General features: G+C 67.3%; 19 protein-coding genes and 1 pseudogene. 12 read left to right on the top strand and 8 right to left on the bottom strand.

What is annotated here, in order from left to right:
• The first annotated feature begins 31 nt into the window (after positions 1-31).
• The 3 genes from ROP_RS01685 (at position 32) to ROP_RS01675 (ending at position 2598) form a co-directional block, all read left to right on the top strand.
• Positions 32-487 (top strand): hypothetical protein, encoded by a 456-nt coding sequence (locus ROP_RS01685; protein WP_012687615.1) that lies wholly within the window; start codon positions 32-34, stop codon positions 485-487.
• A gap of 124 nt (positions 488-611) precedes the next feature.
• On the top strand, positions 612-1034 hold the full coding sequence (locus ROP_RS01680; protein WP_012687614.1) for an MmcQ/YjbR family DNA-binding protein: 423 nt from the start codon (positions 612-614) through the stop codon (positions 1032-1034).
• A 160-nt stretch (positions 1035-1194) separates the two neighbouring features.
• Positions 1195-2598, top strand: coding sequence for a sensor histidine kinase (locus ROP_RS01675; protein WP_231868842.1), 1404 nt, complete (start codon positions 1195-1197; stop codon positions 2596-2598).
• A 72-nt stretch (positions 2599-2670) separates the two neighbouring features.
• Here the strand turns inward: ROP_RS01675 and ROP_RS01670 are convergent, their stop codons facing one another.
• Positions 2671-3120 carry a DUF5990 family protein gene (locus tag ROP_RS01670; RefSeq protein WP_043824041.1) on the bottom strand — a complete coding sequence of 150 codons (450 nt, stop codon included), beginning with the start codon at positions 3118-3120 and terminating at the stop codon, positions 2671-2673.
• Positions 3121-3337: 217 nt separating this feature from the next.
• On the opposite strand from ROP_RS01670, the gene ROP_RS01665 reads away from it, so the two are divergent.
• The 3 genes from ROP_RS01665 (at position 3338) to ROP_RS01655 (ending at position 5119) form a co-directional block, all read left to right on the top strand.
• Positions 3338-3781, top strand: coding sequence for a DoxX family protein (locus ROP_RS01665; RefSeq protein WP_012687611.1), 444 nt, complete (start codon positions 3338-3340; stop codon positions 3779-3781).
• Positions 3782-3870: 89 nt separating this feature from the next.
• Entirely contained in the window at positions 3871-4629 is a 759-nt protein-coding gene (locus tag ROP_RS01660; RefSeq protein WP_012687610.1) for a haloacid dehalogenase type II, read from the top strand.
• Between the two features lie 76 nt (positions 4630-4705).
• Positions 4706-5119, top strand: coding sequence for a hypothetical protein (locus ROP_RS01655; RefSeq protein ID WP_012687609.1), 414 nt, complete (start codon positions 4706-4708; stop codon positions 5117-5119).
• Between the two features lie 19 nt (positions 5120-5138).
• Here ROP_RS01655 and ROP_RS01650 read toward each other — a convergent pair whose 3' ends face one another.
• Positions 5139-6128: a glutamate ABC transporter substrate-binding protein gene (locus ROP_RS01650; RefSeq protein WP_012687608.1), complete on the bottom strand. Its 990-nt coding sequence runs from the start codon at positions 6126-6128 to the stop codon at positions 5139-5141.
• Positions 6128-7492, bottom strand: a complete 1365-nt coding sequence (locus ROP_RS01645) for a hypothetical protein (protein WP_043826162.1) — start codon at positions 7490-7492, stop codon at positions 6128-6130. Before ROP_RS01645 ends, ROP_RS01650 begins: the two co-directional genes overlap by 1 nt.
• A 164-nt stretch (positions 7493-7656) precedes the next feature.
• Between ROP_RS01645 and ROP_RS01640 the strand changes: the two genes are divergently transcribed.
• Positions 7657-8733, top strand: a complete 1077-nt coding sequence (locus ROP_RS01640) for a substrate-binding domain-containing protein (RefSeq protein ID WP_043824038.1) — start codon at positions 7657-7659, stop codon at positions 8731-8733.
• Between the two features lie 13 nt (positions 8734-8746).
• Here the strand turns inward: ROP_RS01640 and ROP_RS01635 are convergent, their stop codons facing one another.
• The gene (locus tag ROP_RS01635; protein WP_012687605.1) at positions 8747-9166 is read right to left on the bottom strand and encodes a nuclear transport factor 2 family protein; all 420 of its coding nucleotides are present in this window, start codon (positions 9164-9166) and stop codon (positions 8747-8749) included.
• A gap of 125 nt (positions 9167-9291) precedes the next feature.
• On the opposite strand from ROP_RS01635, the gene ROP_RS01630 reads away from it, so the two are divergent.
• Positions 9292-9921, top strand: coding sequence for a class I SAM-dependent methyltransferase (locus tag ROP_RS01630; RefSeq protein ID WP_043826161.1), 630 nt, complete (start codon positions 9292-9294; stop codon positions 9919-9921).
• Here ROP_RS01630 and ROP_RS01625 read toward each other — a convergent pair.
• Positions 9872-10621, bottom strand: coding sequence for a MerR family transcriptional regulator (locus tag ROP_RS01625; RefSeq protein WP_012687603.1), 750 nt, complete (start codon positions 10619-10621; stop codon positions 9872-9874). The genes ROP_RS01630 and ROP_RS01625 overlap by 50 nt on opposite strands.
• Before the next feature lie 77 nt (positions 10622-10698).
• Between ROP_RS01625 and ROP_RS01620 the strand changes: the two genes are divergently transcribed.
• Entirely contained in the window at positions 10699-11181 is a 483-nt protein-coding gene (locus tag ROP_RS01620; RefSeq protein WP_012687602.1) for a DUF6194 family protein, read from the top strand.
• Here the strand turns inward: ROP_RS01620 and ROP_RS01615 are convergent.
• Together ROP_RS01615 and ROP_RS01610 are read right to left on the bottom strand one after the other, a co-directional pair.
• On the bottom strand, positions 11172-11456 hold the full coding sequence (locus ROP_RS01615) for a hypothetical protein (RefSeq protein ID WP_231868841.1): 285 nt from the start codon (positions 11454-11456) through the stop codon (positions 11172-11174). The genes ROP_RS01620 and ROP_RS01615 overlap by 10 nt on opposite strands.
• A gap of 166 nt (positions 11457-11622) precedes the next feature.
• A pseudogene (locus tag ROP_RS01610) lies at positions 11623-12410 on the bottom strand (zinc ribbon domain-containing protein); the annotation flags it as partial.
• Positions 12411-12987: 577 nt separating this feature from the next.
• Between ROP_RS01610 and ROP_RS01605 the strand changes: the two are divergent.
• The gene (locus ROP_RS01605) at positions 12988-13791 is read left to right on the top strand and encodes an alpha/beta fold hydrolase (RefSeq protein ID WP_012687599.1); all 804 of its coding nucleotides are present in this window, start codon (positions 12988-12990) and stop codon (positions 13789-13791) included.
• 15 nt (positions 13792-13806) lie between these two features.
• Here the strand turns inward: ROP_RS01605 and ROP_RS01600 are convergent, their stop codons facing one another.
• Positions 13807-14841, bottom strand: a complete 1035-nt coding sequence (locus ROP_RS01600; protein WP_012687598.1) for a Gfo/Idh/MocA family oxidoreductase — start codon at positions 14839-14841, stop codon at positions 13807-13809.
• A gap of 128 nt (positions 14842-14969) precedes the next feature.
• Here ROP_RS01600 and ROP_RS01595 point away from each other — a divergent pair, with 128 nt between their 5' ends.
• Both ROP_RS01595 and ROP_RS01590 read left to right on the top strand, forming a co-directional pair.
• On the top strand, positions 14970-15557 hold the full coding sequence (locus tag ROP_RS01595) for a hypothetical protein (protein WP_012687597.1): 588 nt from the start codon (positions 14970-14972) through the stop codon (positions 15555-15557).
• Positions 15554-16012, top strand: coding sequence for a hypothetical protein (locus ROP_RS01590; RefSeq protein WP_012687596.1), 459 nt, complete (start codon positions 15554-15556; stop codon positions 16010-16012). Before ROP_RS01595 ends, ROP_RS01590 begins: the two co-directional genes overlap by 4 nt.
• Positions 16013-16092 lie beyond the last annotated feature (80 nt).

The following is a 16092-nucleotide window of genomic DNA, read 5'->3' as shown; positions in this document are numbered from 1 at the left end:
TCCCGAAACCCGGACTCCAGAGGTGATTCGCATGAACTCGATCATGACCCTGTCCGATCTCACGGCCCTCACCGGCCTCGACGTCTTCGACTATCTCGACCAGGAGGTGTTGGTACCCGTCGTCGACGGTATGCAGGCCCAGGGTGATCTCATCGTGATCCCGTATTCGATTGTCGCCGAGCTCGTCACGCCCAATCACTGGACGCGGTCGGAGAACGTACCGCTGTCGGGAGTGGAGCTGCTGCGCAGCGCGGCCGGTGGAAATCCGCACAGTCTCGTCGCCGACGAGGGGATGTGCACGTGGTCGACACCCGTCGACGACCCGCGGCGCCTCGCGCTCGGCATCCTCGACACCCGCGTTACCGCCTACCTCATTCACCCCGAGCACGGAGCCACCGGCATCGCCCCCGGTCGATACGTCGTCGGACGACAGCGGGAACGGAGCGTGGGGCGGTCCTTCGAGCGGACACAGTTCGTCGTCGATTGACGTTCGGGATGTCGCCTGATTCGGCTCCGCTGACAGAAGTTGCACTCGTCGTCGACCGGTAACAGCCGACAGCATGAGACTCCGTACGGAAGCGTCGCGGATGGTGAGCACTTAGGGTGATGAGATGGGAACCGGTGGGCGGGCGGCACGGGTCGAGGACGTGCACGAATCGGCTCTCGGCATGCCTCACGTCACCGTCACCTACGGCCCCGCCGACAACCCCGTCTACCAGGTCGGCGGTAAGTCGTTCGTATTCTTCCGCACGCCCCGGCCCGATGCGACGGACCCCGACACCGGGGAACGCTATGACGACGTGATCGTGTTCTGGGTGCCGTCCGATGCCGACAAGCAGGCTCTCGTTCGAGATCACACGACACCGTTCTTCACCACCTCGCACTTCGACGGCCACCTGTCGGTGCTGTTGCGGGGGAGCCGCGTCGGCGAGTTGTCCCGGCACGAATTGGTGGAACTCGTTCAGGACGCGTGGCTCTCTCGCGCATCCGCGCGTAGAGCAGCGACCTGGCTCAGCGCGCACCCACCAGCCTGACCCGGAATCCGGTGTCGATCGGACTCGGCAAGTGGTTCCGCCGCGTGGGTCGGGCGCAATAGTGTGGAATCCGGAGCGATGGGCCGTTCAGGCACCCGAAGCCGTGTTCGGAACAGGTGAGAGGCTGACCATGACGGGTCGGACTGCGAATGCCAGACGGATGTCGTTGCGGACATTGCTGTGGCTGGCGATCGGGATCCTCGTGGCCCTGTTCGCTGTTTCCGCCGCGTTCTCCGTGTACGGGAGGCTGGTGGTTCGGGCATCCGAGGACGTGCTCTCCGAGCGTCTCCTGCCCGCGCAGCGTGCCGTGTCGGATCTGACGACCGCCTATGTGGACCAGGAGACCGGGCAGCGTGGATACGTGCTGACCGGTGATCCGAGGTTCCTCGAACCGTACGACGCAGGCCGGTCCGCTGCTGCCGCGTCCCTGTCGGACCTGACCGCGCTGCTCGGCGGCGACGCCGAGGCTTCCGCGACGCTGGACGCGGTCGTCGAGGCGGCGAACACGTGGACCAGTCAGGCCAGCGAGCCGGAGATCACCGCTCGTCGGAACGACGCGATAGCGCAAGATCAGGTCGTGGCGATGACCGCCACGGGCAAGGAACTGTTCGACGGGCTGCGCTCGGAGCTCCAGGAACTCAACTCCCTGACGGATGAACGGGTGACCGAACAGGTGGATCGGGTCCGCTCGGCGCAGATCCTGGCGAACGTCGCGACCGCCGTCGCGTTCGTTCTCGCCGTCGGCACGGCGATTATTTCCGGGTACCTGACGCGACGGTTGCTGACCCAGCCGATCGAACGCCTCGTCGCCGATATCAGTGCGGTGGCCGAAGGCGACTACGAACGAAAGATCGGCACCGACGGGCCGAGGGAAGTGTCGATGATCGGCGGGGCCGTCGACACGATGAGGAACAGTCTGCTGACCCAGAATCGGCTACTCGTGCAGGCCGAACACGAACGAACCCGCCACGACGAACAGACCCGGATGGCGGCAGATCTGCATGACCTGACGATTCAGCGCGTGTTCGGGCTCGGCCTGGCATTGACCTCCGTGGCCCGACGGCATCCCCGTCTCACCGCGGATCTCGATCCGCTGATCGACGAAACCGACAGCATCGTTCGCGGTTTGCGGGCGGTCATCTTCGACCTTCAGATGGGCTCTGCCTCGTTGACGAACGGCACCGCGAGTTTGAGTGCGGCGGTCGGTGAGATCGTCGAGAGCAGCACCGCCGCGCTCGGTTTCACTCCCGACGTGTGCCTGGACGGGCCGGTCGACCTGTTCTCCGGACACGACGCCGGCCCGGAACTTCAGGCAGTGCTCCGCGAGGCACTGAGCAACGTCGCCCGGCACGCCCACGCGACATCGTGCCGCGTCATGGTTGCCGCTGATGACGACCGTCTGACGCTGAGCGTGACCGACGACGGTACCGGTATCGGCGAGGACGCCGTCCGAGGGCACGGGCTGGCAAATATCTGCAACCGGGCCGCGCAACTCGGCGGTCGTGCCGTCATCCGGGACGGCGCTCCGGGGACGGTCGTCGAGTGGGAAGTGCCCGCGTCCTGATCCGTCCGCATTGTCGATCGCGCTCGGTGCAGCGATGGGACGGGCAGCGGGAAGCCGGGCCGATTGGGTTGGCTAGGCAGACCACTCGACCAACGGCGGACGCACCGCAGCGCACAGGGGATTGCCCCGGGCATCGGTGAGTCCGAGTCGCGCGGTGATGCGCCCGGCCGACGCCGCCGCATTCGCGGTGGCCGGATCCACCGCGTCCCACATCAACTTCGCCCGGCGGAACATGTCGAATCCACCGTCTCCGTCGACTGTTCCCCACGACAGGTAGACGAACCGCGCACCGGGACGGCCCTGGATGTACGGCCCGGTGATGTCGAGACCCGTCGGCGTCGGGGTCGTCCCGCATTCGAGAACCCAGCGGGCGGTGGTCGCGTCGCCCGGATGCAGGTCGAGCAGATCGCCGGGAGTGCCGCGGCGCTGCACAGCCACATGGATGTTGTCGTAGCCGGGGAAATTGGCTCCTGGCGGGCACGACGATCCGGGAAGGTCGGTCGCTTCGATCACGAGCTTCACCAGCCCATCCAACCACCTGCCGAGACTTTCGCGCGGGCGGTCGAAGAGCGCGTTGCCATCACGTTCAGCGCGCCGCGGTGAGTTTTCCCGTCGCCTCCGGTCTGTACTGGTGTGAGGACCCACGAAGCGTGCTGGAGCGGACGATGTGCGCTCTCCACCGATGGCAGATGTGTCAGGCCGGCGGTGCCCAGCTTCCTGAACGACAAGGAGAAGTCCCATGACCTCGACACCTCCCGCCACCGGCGCATTCGACGCGACACCCGCGCCCACGGACGGAACGACGAAGAAGGCCCGAGTCGCAGGGCTCGTCGTCAGCGCACTCGCGGTGCTGTTTCTCCTGTTCGACTCGCTCATCCACATCGCGAACACCCAGATGGTGCGTGAAGCGATGGCCGAACTGGGCTTCGCCGAGAACCTCAACCGCGTCATCGGGGTGGTACTGCTGGTGTGCCTGATTCTCTACATCGTGCCCGCCACCTCGATCCTGGGTGCGGTGCTGCTCACCGGATACCTCGGTGGAGCGGTCGCCACCAACCTGCTCACCGAGCAGCCGATTGTCAGCACCACACTGTTCCCGATCTACGTCGGCGTCTTCGTGTGGGGTGGGCTGTACCTCCGCGACCCGATGGTGCGCTCGATCATGCCCGTTCGACGCACCTGAAGCATCCGCGCGCCGACTCGTGACGACGGATTGCCGCCCCTATCCTGATCCTGGTGCGACGTCGTACGTTCGAAGCGAAAGGACGCCCCATGGGTGGTGTGCGGTTCCGGTCCCCGTCGACGGGACGCAGTATTCGTGCCGTGTTGTTCGATACATTCGGCACCGTCGTCGACTGGCGGACCGGTATCGCCTCCGCTGTGGCAGGCTACGCGGAAAGGCATTCGCTCACGCTGGACGCAGCCGCGTTCGCCGATCGGTGGCGGGATCGCTATCAGCCGTCCATGGAACCCATCCGGTCCGGTGCCCGTGAGTTCGTCACTCTCGATATCCTGCACCGCGAAAACCTCGACGTCGCGCTCCGCGAGTTGGGTGTCGACCCCACGGAACACGACTCCGGAGAGTTGGACGAACTCTCGCGCGCATGGCACGAGCTCACTCCGTGGCCCGACAGCGTGCCCGGTCTCACCGCGCTCCGGTCCGATTACATCATCGGTCCGCTGTCGAACGGCAACACCTCGCTGCTGCTCGACATGGCCAAGAATGCCGGAATTCCGTGGGATGTCATCATCGGCTCCGATATCAACCGGATCTACAAGCCGCATCCCCGGGCCTACCTGCACACCGCACGACTTCTCGGCCTCGACCCGGGCGAAGTCATGCTTGCGGCTGCGCACAACGACGACCTCGATGCCGCACGCGCGGCGGGACTGGCGACAGCGTTCATTCTCCGGCCCCTCGAACACGGATCCCACCAAACCAGCGATCTCGCGCCCACCGGCAGCTGGGACATCTCGGCGACCGATATCCCTGACCTCGCCGCGCAGCTCCGCGCGGCTTCGCGCGGGTAGGTCGGCGCGTGTCAGGTAAACCTTGACGCCAACCTCGCCTTCTGTCAGGCTGGTCCTGACAGAAACGGAGGTTGTCATGGAACTTGTCGAACGTGCCGTCAGTGCCGACATCGACGCCGCTGCGCGCGCGGTGATCACGGCCGCGGCAGCCGAAGCGAGCCGTCATGCCGACGAAATCATCGGCACCGGGCCGCTTCCCGGCACTGCGGAATGGGATGCCGAGCAGGGCACGGACATTCCTAACCAGCGCACCCTGGCCTGGCATCTGCTGAGCCTTCGCATCCAGCTGGCCGCCGGCCTGGACGGTATCGAAACCGTTCTCGGGCTGCGCTTTCAGGGCGCCACCTGGGCAACGATCGGAAAGGCCGCCGGAATGACCCGGCAGTCGGCGCACGAGCGGTGGGGTGCCCGCACGACCGCCCTGCTCGACCCGATGGGGACCGGCCTTCCGCAGACCGTTGCCGACGATGATCCCGAGGTCGCCCGGTAATTGCGGCGACTCGAGGTGATCAGTCCCGGTAGTCCGGGGACGGCGGCGCGGGTGCCGGGCCGAGCGGCGACAGCCAGCGATCGTAGAGGGCAGTCCAGGTTCCGTCGGTGCGCAGTCGCTCCAAGGTGCCGTTGACGAAACGGACGAGGTCGTCACGGCCGGGCGCGAGGGCGATGGCGTACCGGGCGGAATCGGAGTCGGGACCGACGATGTCGAGATTCGGATCCTGGGCGACGAGTCCGGCGAGGAGAGCCGCACCCACGACCGCGTCGACCTGCCGTTGCTGGATGGCCATGAGGCAATCGTCCCAGTCGGGTACCGCAACGATCGTGGCTTTCGGGGCGATGCGCGACAGCGCCGACACCGACGCCGGATCGTCGTGCGTGCAGACCCGTCGCCGCGCCAGGTCCGCGGGCTCGGATATGCCGGACCCGACTCGCACGACGAGCCGACGGGGTGTCTCGAGATACACCGTGGAGAAGGCCACATCCTGCGGACTCTCGCAGGGCAGTGCCACCGGTCGCACGATCATGTCCGCGTCCCGGTGCGCGAGCATCTCGGCGCCGTCGCCGGAACCGAGTGGCCGGAATTCGACCTTGGCGGGGTCGCCGAGCAGGTCGCGGGCGACCTCCCTCGCGAGGTCGACGCCGAAGCCGGTGAGGGTGCCGGTGGTCGGATCGCGGAAGCTGAACAGGTTGGTGTTCTGATCGACTGCGACGACCAGGCTTCCGCGGGCCCGGATCTCGCCGAGAGCGCCGCCGGCGCCGGCGATCCCCGGACGGAGGCTCACCGTGGGTGCGCAGGACGACGGCTGCCCGTCGGGCGGCGGCGATTCGGACGGTTCGATGATGCGCGCGCCGACCGACGCGGGAAACTCCGTGAAGTCTCCGGAGAACATCGGGGTGGGTGCGTCGGGTGACCCGCAGCCGGCGATCAGCACAGTTCCGAACGCGAGGCCGCCGAGCAGCCGAGTGATCCCCGGTCGCCGTGCGCGGAAAGGTCGCACCATCAGTGATACTCACTCACTCTGGGTTCGATACCCGCGATCACGGCCAGCGCCGCGGAAACGGCGAGCACGACGGCGCCCACGGCGAGCGCCGCCATCGTCCGGTACGACTCACGCATCGCGTCGAGTTCGTCGGCACGCAGCGCGATGATGGCGTCTTCGAGCGATTCGTCGAGAGTCCGGAACTGGGCCGTCGACGCCGTCGATCCCGGGCCGACCGCGATGTCCGCCGCGCCCTGGAAGTCGCCGTCGGCAAGCCTGCGCTGCAGTTCCCGATGCGCACTCCGCCATCCCTCGAAGGCAGCGGAAGCATCGTCGATGGCCGGCACGTCGACGGCGTCCGGTGATGCGTCCGAGTTCAGAATCGCGGCAAGGGCGTCCGTGTGCCGGGTGTAGTCGCTGCCCGTCGGATCGAAACCCGGCCGGAGCAGGCCGAGCGTCTCGTCAGCGCGCGCCTGCTGCGCAAGGATCCGCGCCTTCGTAACCGCCGCGAGAGGTTCGGCGCCGTCGAGGCGCGCGCGTTCGCTCGCCGACGTCGACAACAGTCCCGCGACCACGATCCACACGACCAGCGCAGCGAGCAGGACCGTCGCGCACGCCAGGCCCGGATTCACCCGACGGCGACTCCGATGCGCCACATACGCGTGCGCGACCGCGAGGACGACTACCCCTGCCGAGGCAACCACGATGGCGGTGACGGGCAGTCGCGCGGTGTGGGACTGGGTGTCGGCGACCGCGCCGGCCTGATCACTGTAGAGCCGTTCGGCCAGCGGCAGGATGGTGTCCTGCATCAGGGCCGACGCGGTTCCCAGGTACGCCACCCCGACCGGATTTCCCGCGGAGTCGTTGGACCGTGCGGTTGCCACCAGGTCCGTGTAGACGGCGAGGTGCCGCGACATCTCGGTGAGCAGGCGCAGCGATCCCACGTCACCGGAGGTGACCCCGTACGACGCGGTGACGAGCGCGTTCGATGCGTCGCCGATCGCCTGGTTGTACCGGTCGCGGACCGCGAGCGGTTCGATGGCGCCCGCGATGAACGACGACGTCGCGGCGGCGTCGGCGATCGACAGTGAACTGAACAGGTTCTGCGCGGCGTCCGCCAGCGGTTCGGTATGGGCGCGAAGGGTTTCCATCCGCTGCTGCCGCGCGCCGATCACCGCGGATGTCACGACACCGGCCGTCAGCGCCACCGCGACGAGAACGACAGCAAGGACGGACAGGCGCCCGGGCGTCGACTCCAGGAATTCGCGCCACGGACGTCGGCGGATCTCCGGTTCGACGAGCAGGGATTCTTTCAGGAGATGCTCGTCCGCCGGCGAAGTGTCACGCTCTCCGCTGGATACGGTGCCGCGGTCCTGGTCGAACACCCTCTCCTCCTCCATCCCTGCACTCAGTGTGCGCCGATCGGTGCCGGAAAACACCGAAAGCATCGACGAGCACGCGTAGCCGTCCACGCCCGTGGGTATGCCCACACCAGGCACGAGAGGCCTGGAGGTCCTCGACTCATGAAGACGAACCCGTGAACGCAAGGATGCGCGCATTCGGTGTCGCGGTCACGGTCGCCGCCACCGTGCTCGGGGCGTGCGCGGCCCCGCCGCCAGGCGACGACGCGGCGAAGAAGGTCTACTTCTTCCTGCCGAACACCACGACGACCCGCTTCGTCGAGCGAGACGAACCCTTGTTCACGGACTTCCTCGAACTGTTCGCGCCCAAGGCCACCGTGACGGTCCGCAACGCCGAGGGTGATCCCGCCCGGCAGCAGAGCCAGGTCGAGTCGGCGATCGCGGACGGCGCGGCTGTGCTCGTCCTGATCTCCGCCGACGCGAGATTCTCGGGGGGAGCGCTGACCGCCGCCGCCGACGCGAACGTTCCGGTGGTGCTCTACGACCACGACGCGGTCGGCGGACCCGCGGAGGTTCAGGTGATCTTCGATCCGCTCGAGGTCGGCCGACGGCAGGGAAGTCGCGCCGCGGATCTGATCGCGGCGATGCCCGGCGACGGTCTGAAGATCGCCCGGGTAGAGGGAAATCTCGGTGAATACGGGACCCGCCAATTTCAGCTCGGGCAGAACGAGTATCTGCAGCCGCTCATCGGCAGCCGCAAGATCCGTGTGGTCTGCGAGACCGCGATCGACGACTGGGACCCGGCCGAGGGCCAGGCGTTCGCAGAGGAATGCCTGACCCGGGAGAACAACGACGTCGATCTGTTCGTCACCATGAACGACGATCTGGCGGGCGGAATTGTCGCCGCCCTGGCCGGCCGCGGGCTGGCCGGACGGATACCCGTGACCGGGGGACAGGACGCCAATCTCGCTGCGCTGCAACTCATCGCCCAGGGCACCCTCGACAACACGATCTTCAAGAATCTATCCGACCAGGCGAAGGTCGCTGCGCAGCTGACCACGTCGATCCTGCACGGCGCCGACCTACCCGAGAACATGATCAACGGCACGATCGACAACCAGTACATGGCGGTGCCGACGGTTTTTCTGCCCGTCCAGAACATCACGCAGGACAACCTCCACGTGGTGGTCAACTCCGGCTTCTACACCTGGCAGCAGATCTGCGCACCGGATCCGGACTCCGCGGTGTGCCGGGAACACGACTGAGCCGTGCGACCGGTCATCGGGGCGCGATGACACTCCGGTCGCCGATTTCGGCGCGAACATCGATCACGCGCCCCGACAGCAACCAGCCCGACGGGCCGCGCCGCCACTGGTCCCGGTATTCGCCGAGGCATTCGTACGACGCGCCGGCTCGGTCGCCGAGGCCGAGGTGAAATGCCCGGAAGTAGGACGTCGTGCGGGCCGTGTCGCCGTCGAGGTCGATGCGGATGTTGCCCAGCAGGTGCTGGGTGGTGCCGCAGACGTCGAGGTGGGATCGCACGCGCGCGACCACGGCCGCAGGCCCCGTGCGGCCGTAGGCCACGACGTCCTCGGTGAGGGTTGCGGCGAACCCCGGCCAGTCCCTCGTGTCGAGCAGGTTTGCCACGACGTGCAGGCGATCGGTGATCTGGACACGGTCGGGAGGAGACTCGGGCATGGCTCGATACTCCCCGTAGGCCGCGCCGGGTGGGCCTCGGCTCCCGCTGATCGAGACTTTTCGCGCGCACCGGGTTCGCTACGGTGGCACTGGCTCGAGCGGGCCTGATCGAGGAGGAATCGACAATGAGCGAACGAACCCCCAGTGGACGCACTCCCAGCCGGTGGGAGGAGATCACCGCGGCCGATCCGGGGCATTCGGCGTGGTATGTCGAACGGTTCCGGGCGATGGAGGCGAAGGGCCAGGACATCGTGGGCGAGGCCCGGCTGGTCGATGCGATGCTGGGCCGTGGCGGCCGGGTTCTCGATGCGGGCTGCGGACTGGGCCGGCTCGGTGGCTATCTGCACGATGCGGGTCATGTCGTGGTCGGGGTCGATGTCGACCCGGTGCTGATCGGGGTCGCGGAGGAGGATCACCCCGGCCCGACGTGGCTGGTCGGTGACCTCGCGGAATTGGACCTGCCCTCTCGCGGTGTCGCGGCCGATTTCGACGTGATCGTGTGCGCGGGCAACGTGATGACCTTCCTGGCACCGTCGACCCGGGAGTCGGTGCTGGCGGGATTCGCTGCTCATCTCGCCCCGACCGGCCGGCTGATCGTCGGGTTCGGCGCCGACCGGGGCTACGAGTTCCCGCAATTCATGGCGGATGCCGGAGCCAACGGTCTGACGGTGGACCTGCTGCTCTCGACGTGGGATCTGCGCCCGTTCACCGACGACTCCGATTTTCTGGTTGCGGTGCTGTCGCGCGCGGACTGACCCCGGACGGCGGCAGCAGCCCGGCGAGCGCCGCGGTTGCGTCGACCAGGGCCCTGGAGCGGCCCGTGAGGGTCTCGTCACGGACGGCGAGTGCGACGCCGATGTCGCCCGATCCGGCCGGGCGCCGCAGTTGTGCCATCACGGCGCGAAGGGGTGCGATGCGGTATCCGGCTTTGCGTAGCTGATGCACGATGCGGGCGTCGCGGACCTGGGACGGGGAGTATCGGCGTTCTCGCGTGGGTGCCTTTCGGTCGGGGATGACGAGTTCTTCTGTATCCCAGTGTCGCAACGTGGAGGTGCGGACACCGAGCGCGGCGGCGAGTTCGGCCACGCTCATCCAGTCGGATGCTCGCACGTCCTCGATCTGCTCGGCGGAGATCACCGCGGCGGCATCCTTTGCCAGCGCGAGCTCGGCGCGTTCGGTGTGGAGCCGGGCGTGTGCGGCGTCGAGGAGAGCGACCGTCGCCGCGGCCGGGCACGTGTGCACGCTGCGAACGATCCGTTTGGCTTCGACCGGCCCGACCGCCACGGCGAGTTCTCGATAGGCCAGCGCGGACTGCAGCTGCACCTCGGTGTAGACGCGGAACCCGGTGGCCGTGCGGGTCGCGGGAGGCAGCACACCGGCGCGTTCGAGGTTGCGGATCTGCTGGACGGAGTACCCGGCACGGCGGGCCACGTCCACGGTTCGGAACTTCGGCATGTGGAGACTCGACCCCCTGTTTCTCCTGCACATTCTGTACCAGGTCTCCACCAGCGCTTCAATGAAACGCTGGAAGCATGACGATAGACGACATCATCGACTTCGTGGAAGGTCTCGACGACGTCCTCACCCTCAGGCCGGTCCCGGGTGACGGCTCGCCGGAGATCAGCTGGGGCGACACCTTCTTCTACTACTCGCCGGATGGGGTCGTTCCGACGACGACCCAGCCGTTCGCCACGATCGTCACGAAGAACTATCCGGGCGACGAAGATTCGCGGCTCGACCGTGCGGGTGCCTTCCGAGTGAATATCCACGCCGGGAAGGAGGCGTTCCTCGCGACGCTCGGCCGCGCACCGCGAGAGCCCGGACCAGCCCACACCGACGCCGGCGCATCCGACACGGTCATCGCTCACCCCGTGTATGGCTCCGCGGCGTGGCTGGCAATCGTGAATCCCGGCCCACGCACCGGTCGACTCACCCGCGAGTTACTGTGCACGGCACACGCCCTGGCCCGATCGAGGTACGAGCGAAGAGCAGATGCCGTGCGTCGTCAGAACTGATGAATCTGGCTGCTGTTCCACCCGACGAGGAGTTCGTCGAGCGTCATGCCCTGATCCCTGCGCTCCTGCCGTTGGTCGCGTTGGCGATCATGGCGGGGGCCGTCACCGTTGTCGCCGCGGTCGCCGGGAATCGTCGGCGCGGAGACTGTCGTCGCCGGGAGTTCGGGGGCCGCCGCGACGGCGGTGGCCGACCCGACAGGGACGACGGCGAGAGCGGCGGCGGCCACGACAGTGACGAACCGGTTACGCAGCGGAACCCGACGGAGAGTGTTCACTGCGCCCGAACGATTCGACGCGTGGGAAGCCTCGTGGTGAAGTGAGGTGTGCATTTCTAGTGTCCTGTCCGAATGCGTGGACCCGACGTCCACAACTACTCGAATGGTGTCCGTGAGGGCCCGGAACGTTACACCGGGCGGTCCAGGAATCCAGCAGGCGTAGCGTCTACATAGATCTCATACTTCCCCCCACTGACGTGGCTGGCGTGGGAGATGTATGTACTTCACGGCTACCCGTATCACCGTGAGGTGGTGTGGGTTGGACCGTGTCCCACACCGACGCTTCGAGTGCAGGAACATATCTGTTCGGAGTCACCCCCAACCCCGGTGTTGTGGTGGGCAGGCTGTGGCGGACCCGGCGGTGCCGCGGCGGACGCGGTGTCGGACCGGTCTTGTCCCGGGACCGGCGGACCGGCGCGTGCTCGGTGACCCGGACCGTGGGCATCTGCCCCCGCCGCCGGGTCACCTTGCCTTTGCCGAGGAGTGCGCGTTTGGCCAGGTTCACTCCGGCGATGTGGTCGCGGTTGCCGCCGACCCGGCAACCTGAACACCACGCGGCGTGATAGCCGCCGGGGCGTGCGAGGGGTGCGTCGCAACCCGGACACCGCGCGGAGGATCCGCGGGCCCCACCGACACCACCGCGATGCCGACACCCGCGGCGGTATGAGCGAGCGCAGTGACCGCCTTTCGGCGGGCGGACTGCGCGGCCCGATTGTTGTTGACCCGGCCGTGCCCGCGGGCCTCGAGGGTGGTCAGGTCCAACACCGCGATCACCGTCGCGCCCGCCGCGGCGGCATAGTCGGCGGTCTGGCGGGCGAAGTGGAAGGCCAGTTCTCGGTTGATTTTTCCCCGTTTGAGGCCCACCGCGGTGCGGTGCTCGTCGAGGACGGCGATTTTCGCGTCGAGTTGTGCGCGGACCTCGGGTTCGGCGGAGGCGGCGAGTTGCGCCAACCGATCTCGCCACCACTGGCACCACCGCGAACCGGCCGGTGGCTGCGTCGTGACGCATCCGGATTCACGCCCGCTCGAGTCTCTCCCGTAAACCGGAACAACGATCCCGGCAGGCCCGGCCGGTGGCACGCACACTCAACATCGTTTCCTGATCGGAGAGTGAGGGTTCCTGGCCGGTCGAGCCGGACACCCGGCAAGACAACGCTTCCGCCCGTCGGCCCGAACACAGGTCGACCCAATTGATAGCGCGATCCTGCCGATCGAAGACTCGTCGACCGGAACCTGAACGCCGAGAAGGTAACCGGACCCCGATGCGGCCTGCCGGACCCCACCACGGACATGCCCATGTTGTTGCCGCCTCACCGATCCGCATGAACCGACAGTAATAGGAAGGATCAGGTAGTAGTAGAAATTACGTCAACAGTTGAGAGCCCACCCACACCGTCGCGCTGAACTCCACACCGGAGTCCGTATGCAGTGGAGAAGTTCTCCATGGCTTGCTCGCTCGCGTTGCACTACCGTCGCAGTGACGCAGGAGGCACAGTGCCGCCTGGCAGGAATTCGAGGGCGGGGGAAACGGGTGCCATTCATCGAATCCGGAGGGGATCGAATCGACTACACCGTGCACGGTGACGGCCGGTCGTCGAACGTGATCTTGCTGGCAGGGTTCAAGGCGCCCGCAACCTCGTGGCGCTATCAGATCCCGTCGCTGATCGGGGCCGGCCACCGCGTCGTCGCCGTCGATCTGCCGGGTCACGGGACCGCTCCGGCCATGCCGCACGGAACGACGATGCAGACACGGGCCGATCAGGTGCACGCGCTCCTCGAGGAACTCGACCTGCAGGATGCGGCGATGATCGGTGGCTCGATGGGCGGGAACACGATCTGGTCGTATGTCGACACCTACGGCACTGGGCGGCTTCGCGCCGCCGTCGTGGTCGACCAGACACCCAGGATGCTCAACACACCGGATTGGGAGTACGGGTTCTACGGTTACGGCGGGGACGAGGCGGACACGTTCTTCGCGGACGGGATTCCCTCGACCGGGCACGGCACCCCGATCTGGCGGCGCGGGATGCGGTTGGTCCGCTTCATCGCCGCGATGGGCCGCGTCGACTGGAAACTGTCGCAACCGGAACTCGCACTGTTGAACGATCACGCACAACGCGATTGGCGTCCGGCCATCCGCTCGAGCGGCCTTCCGGTGCTTTTCGTCGCGGGTTCCGAGAGCGAGCTCTGGCCACCGGCGCACGCGGAGGTGGCTGCGGCGTTGGCGGCGAAGGGGGCGTCGACCGTCATCCCGCGGGCGGGCCACGCGACGAACATGGAGCGACCGGAATCGTTCAACACGGCTGTCGCCGAGTTCCTCGACTCGGCACGCTGAGCGGGGCGCCGCCGGTCAGTCGGCGGGTGCGACGACGACCGTGCGGCCGGTCTCGGCGGCCTCACGTGCCGCCGCCAGCACCGCGATGGTGCCGAGTGCGGTGCGAGCCGGAACCGGCTGCGGGGCTGCGCCGGCCACCGCGGCCGCGAACTCCCTGTAATAGTCCTGATACGCACCCCGCTGCGACGGGATCGTCTCCGGTCCCTCCGCCGTGTGCAGGACACCCCACCGTTCCGGTCGTTCGAGACCCCACCCGGTAGGGTCGTCGACCGGCCGCGTCCCCGCGAAGAGGGCCTGCGCCTGGACGTCCGTACCGTCCGCAACATAGCTGCCGGCACTGCCGAACGCGCGCAGCCGTCGCCCCTCGAAATGGTTGACCTTGGTCGACGAGACCGTCGAATAGACGCCACTGCGGTGAGTGATGTTGACGACGAAGCCGGCGTCGGTGCGTCCCTCCGGTCGGTCGACGTAATCGAGATGTGCGTCCACCCGCTCGGCCGGACCGAGCAACCACAGCACCTGGTCGACGACGTGTGCGCCGATGTCCCGCAACAGTCCACCGGTCGGGCCCGCTTCGAGCGTGTCGGCGCCGTCCAGGTCGAAATGCGACTCGACCCGCCAGATGTCGCCGAGTCGCGGCAGCACCGACTTCAGCGTGCGGATATCGGCGTCGTATCGACGGTTGTGAAAGACGCTGAGCAGCACCCCGGCTTCGTCGCCGGCCGCGACCAACTCGCGGGCCATCGCGACATCCGGCGCGAACGGCTTGTCCGCGACCACGTGCACACCCCGCCCGACCGCCTCGAGTACGAGTTCGCGTCGCGTCTGCGGTGGCGTGGTGATGGTGACGGCGTCGACGCCGGAGTCGATGAGCTCGCCGAGGCTCGCGAACACGGGCACTCCGGGGAAGTCGGCGGCAGCCTGGGCGGCCCGGTCGGCGGATCGGGTCACGATGCCGCCCAGGGTGATTCCCTCTGCCGCCTCGATGAACGGCGCGTGGAAATACCGGCCACCGAGCCCGTACCCGACAATTCCGATTCTTACGGTCATGGCGCGAGTATATGTTAAGACATTCGAACAACCTAGAGGCGGGCGTAGCGCCGCGGGCGCGCCACGATGCCGCCGTTTCCGAACCGGCCGTCCGGGTACCCGGTCGAAGGACGAGGAGGTCTGAGGAAATGCCTGTTTGGGGATGGATCTTGATCGCGGTGCTCGTCGTGATCGCGGTGCTGGCGATCATCGCTTCCCGCTCGATCAGTAGTCGCAAGAGGACGGAACGACTGAAAGGACGGTTCGGCCCCGAATACGAGCGGACGGTAGGTGAGGTAGGCGACCAGGGCGCAGCCGAGAAGGAGCTCGCGGCCCGCGAGCGAAAGCGGGAGAAGCTCGACATCGTCCCGTTGCCACCCGAGGCGCGAGCGAAATACGCCGATTCCTGGCGGACGGTGCAGATCGAGTTCGTCGACAACCCGTCGAGCGCGGTAGCCGCTGCGGACCGGCTCGTGATCCACGTCATGCGCGAACGTGGTTACCCGATCGACGACTTCGATCAGCGCGCGGCCGACATTTCGGTGGACCACCCGAAGGTCGTCGAGAACTACCGCACGGCGCACGGCATCTATCTCGCACAGGAACAGGGCGACATCGGTACGGAGGACCAGCGCGAAGCGTTCGTGCACTACCGCGAACTCTTCGAGAAGTTGCTCGAGACGGATGAGAACAACGACGAGCCGAACAAGGACGAGCCGAAGGAGACACGCGCATGACAACCTCAGACCGGCAACCCGAGGGCACCAGCCCGGCCGGGAACGTCGAAACGCCCGCCGAGGCCCCCGCCTCGGCGGTCGAGGGAACCGAATCACCCGCCGGAACAACCGAATCTGCCCCCGGGGCTGCCACCCCACCGGCCGCGGAAGCGCCACCGTCCGCCCAGGACGCCGACACGTCGGTCGGGCAGACGCTGTTCGCCGAGGACGAACTGTCGGTACTCCGCCTGCGCTGGGACGAGGTCCAGTCGGGCTTCGTCGACGATCCCCGAGAATGCGTGCAGAAGGCGGACGGCCTCGTGTCCGACGTCGTCGACCGGATCACGACGGGGTTCTCGGAGGCGCGTTCGCGGTTGGAGGAGCAATGGGCCCGAGGAGAAGAGGGCTCGACGGAGGACCTTCGACTCGCTCTGAAGCGCTATCGCGAGTTCTTCCAGCGACTGCTCGAACTCTGAGCGAAGAACTCGAGGACAACGATGTCGGGCCCGCTCGGCCCAGGTAGGCGGGGAGCGGGATCCGACTATTGCGCAGACGA

The organism is Rhodococcus opacus B4 (assembly GCF_000010805.1).
GTDB classification, from domain to species: Bacteria; Actinomycetota; Actinomycetes; order Mycobacteriales; family Mycobacteriaceae; genus Rhodococcus_F; species Rhodococcus_F opacus_C.
The sequence above is the reverse complement of the archived record's forward strand: the minus strand, read 5'-3'. Positions and strand labels throughout refer to the sequence as shown.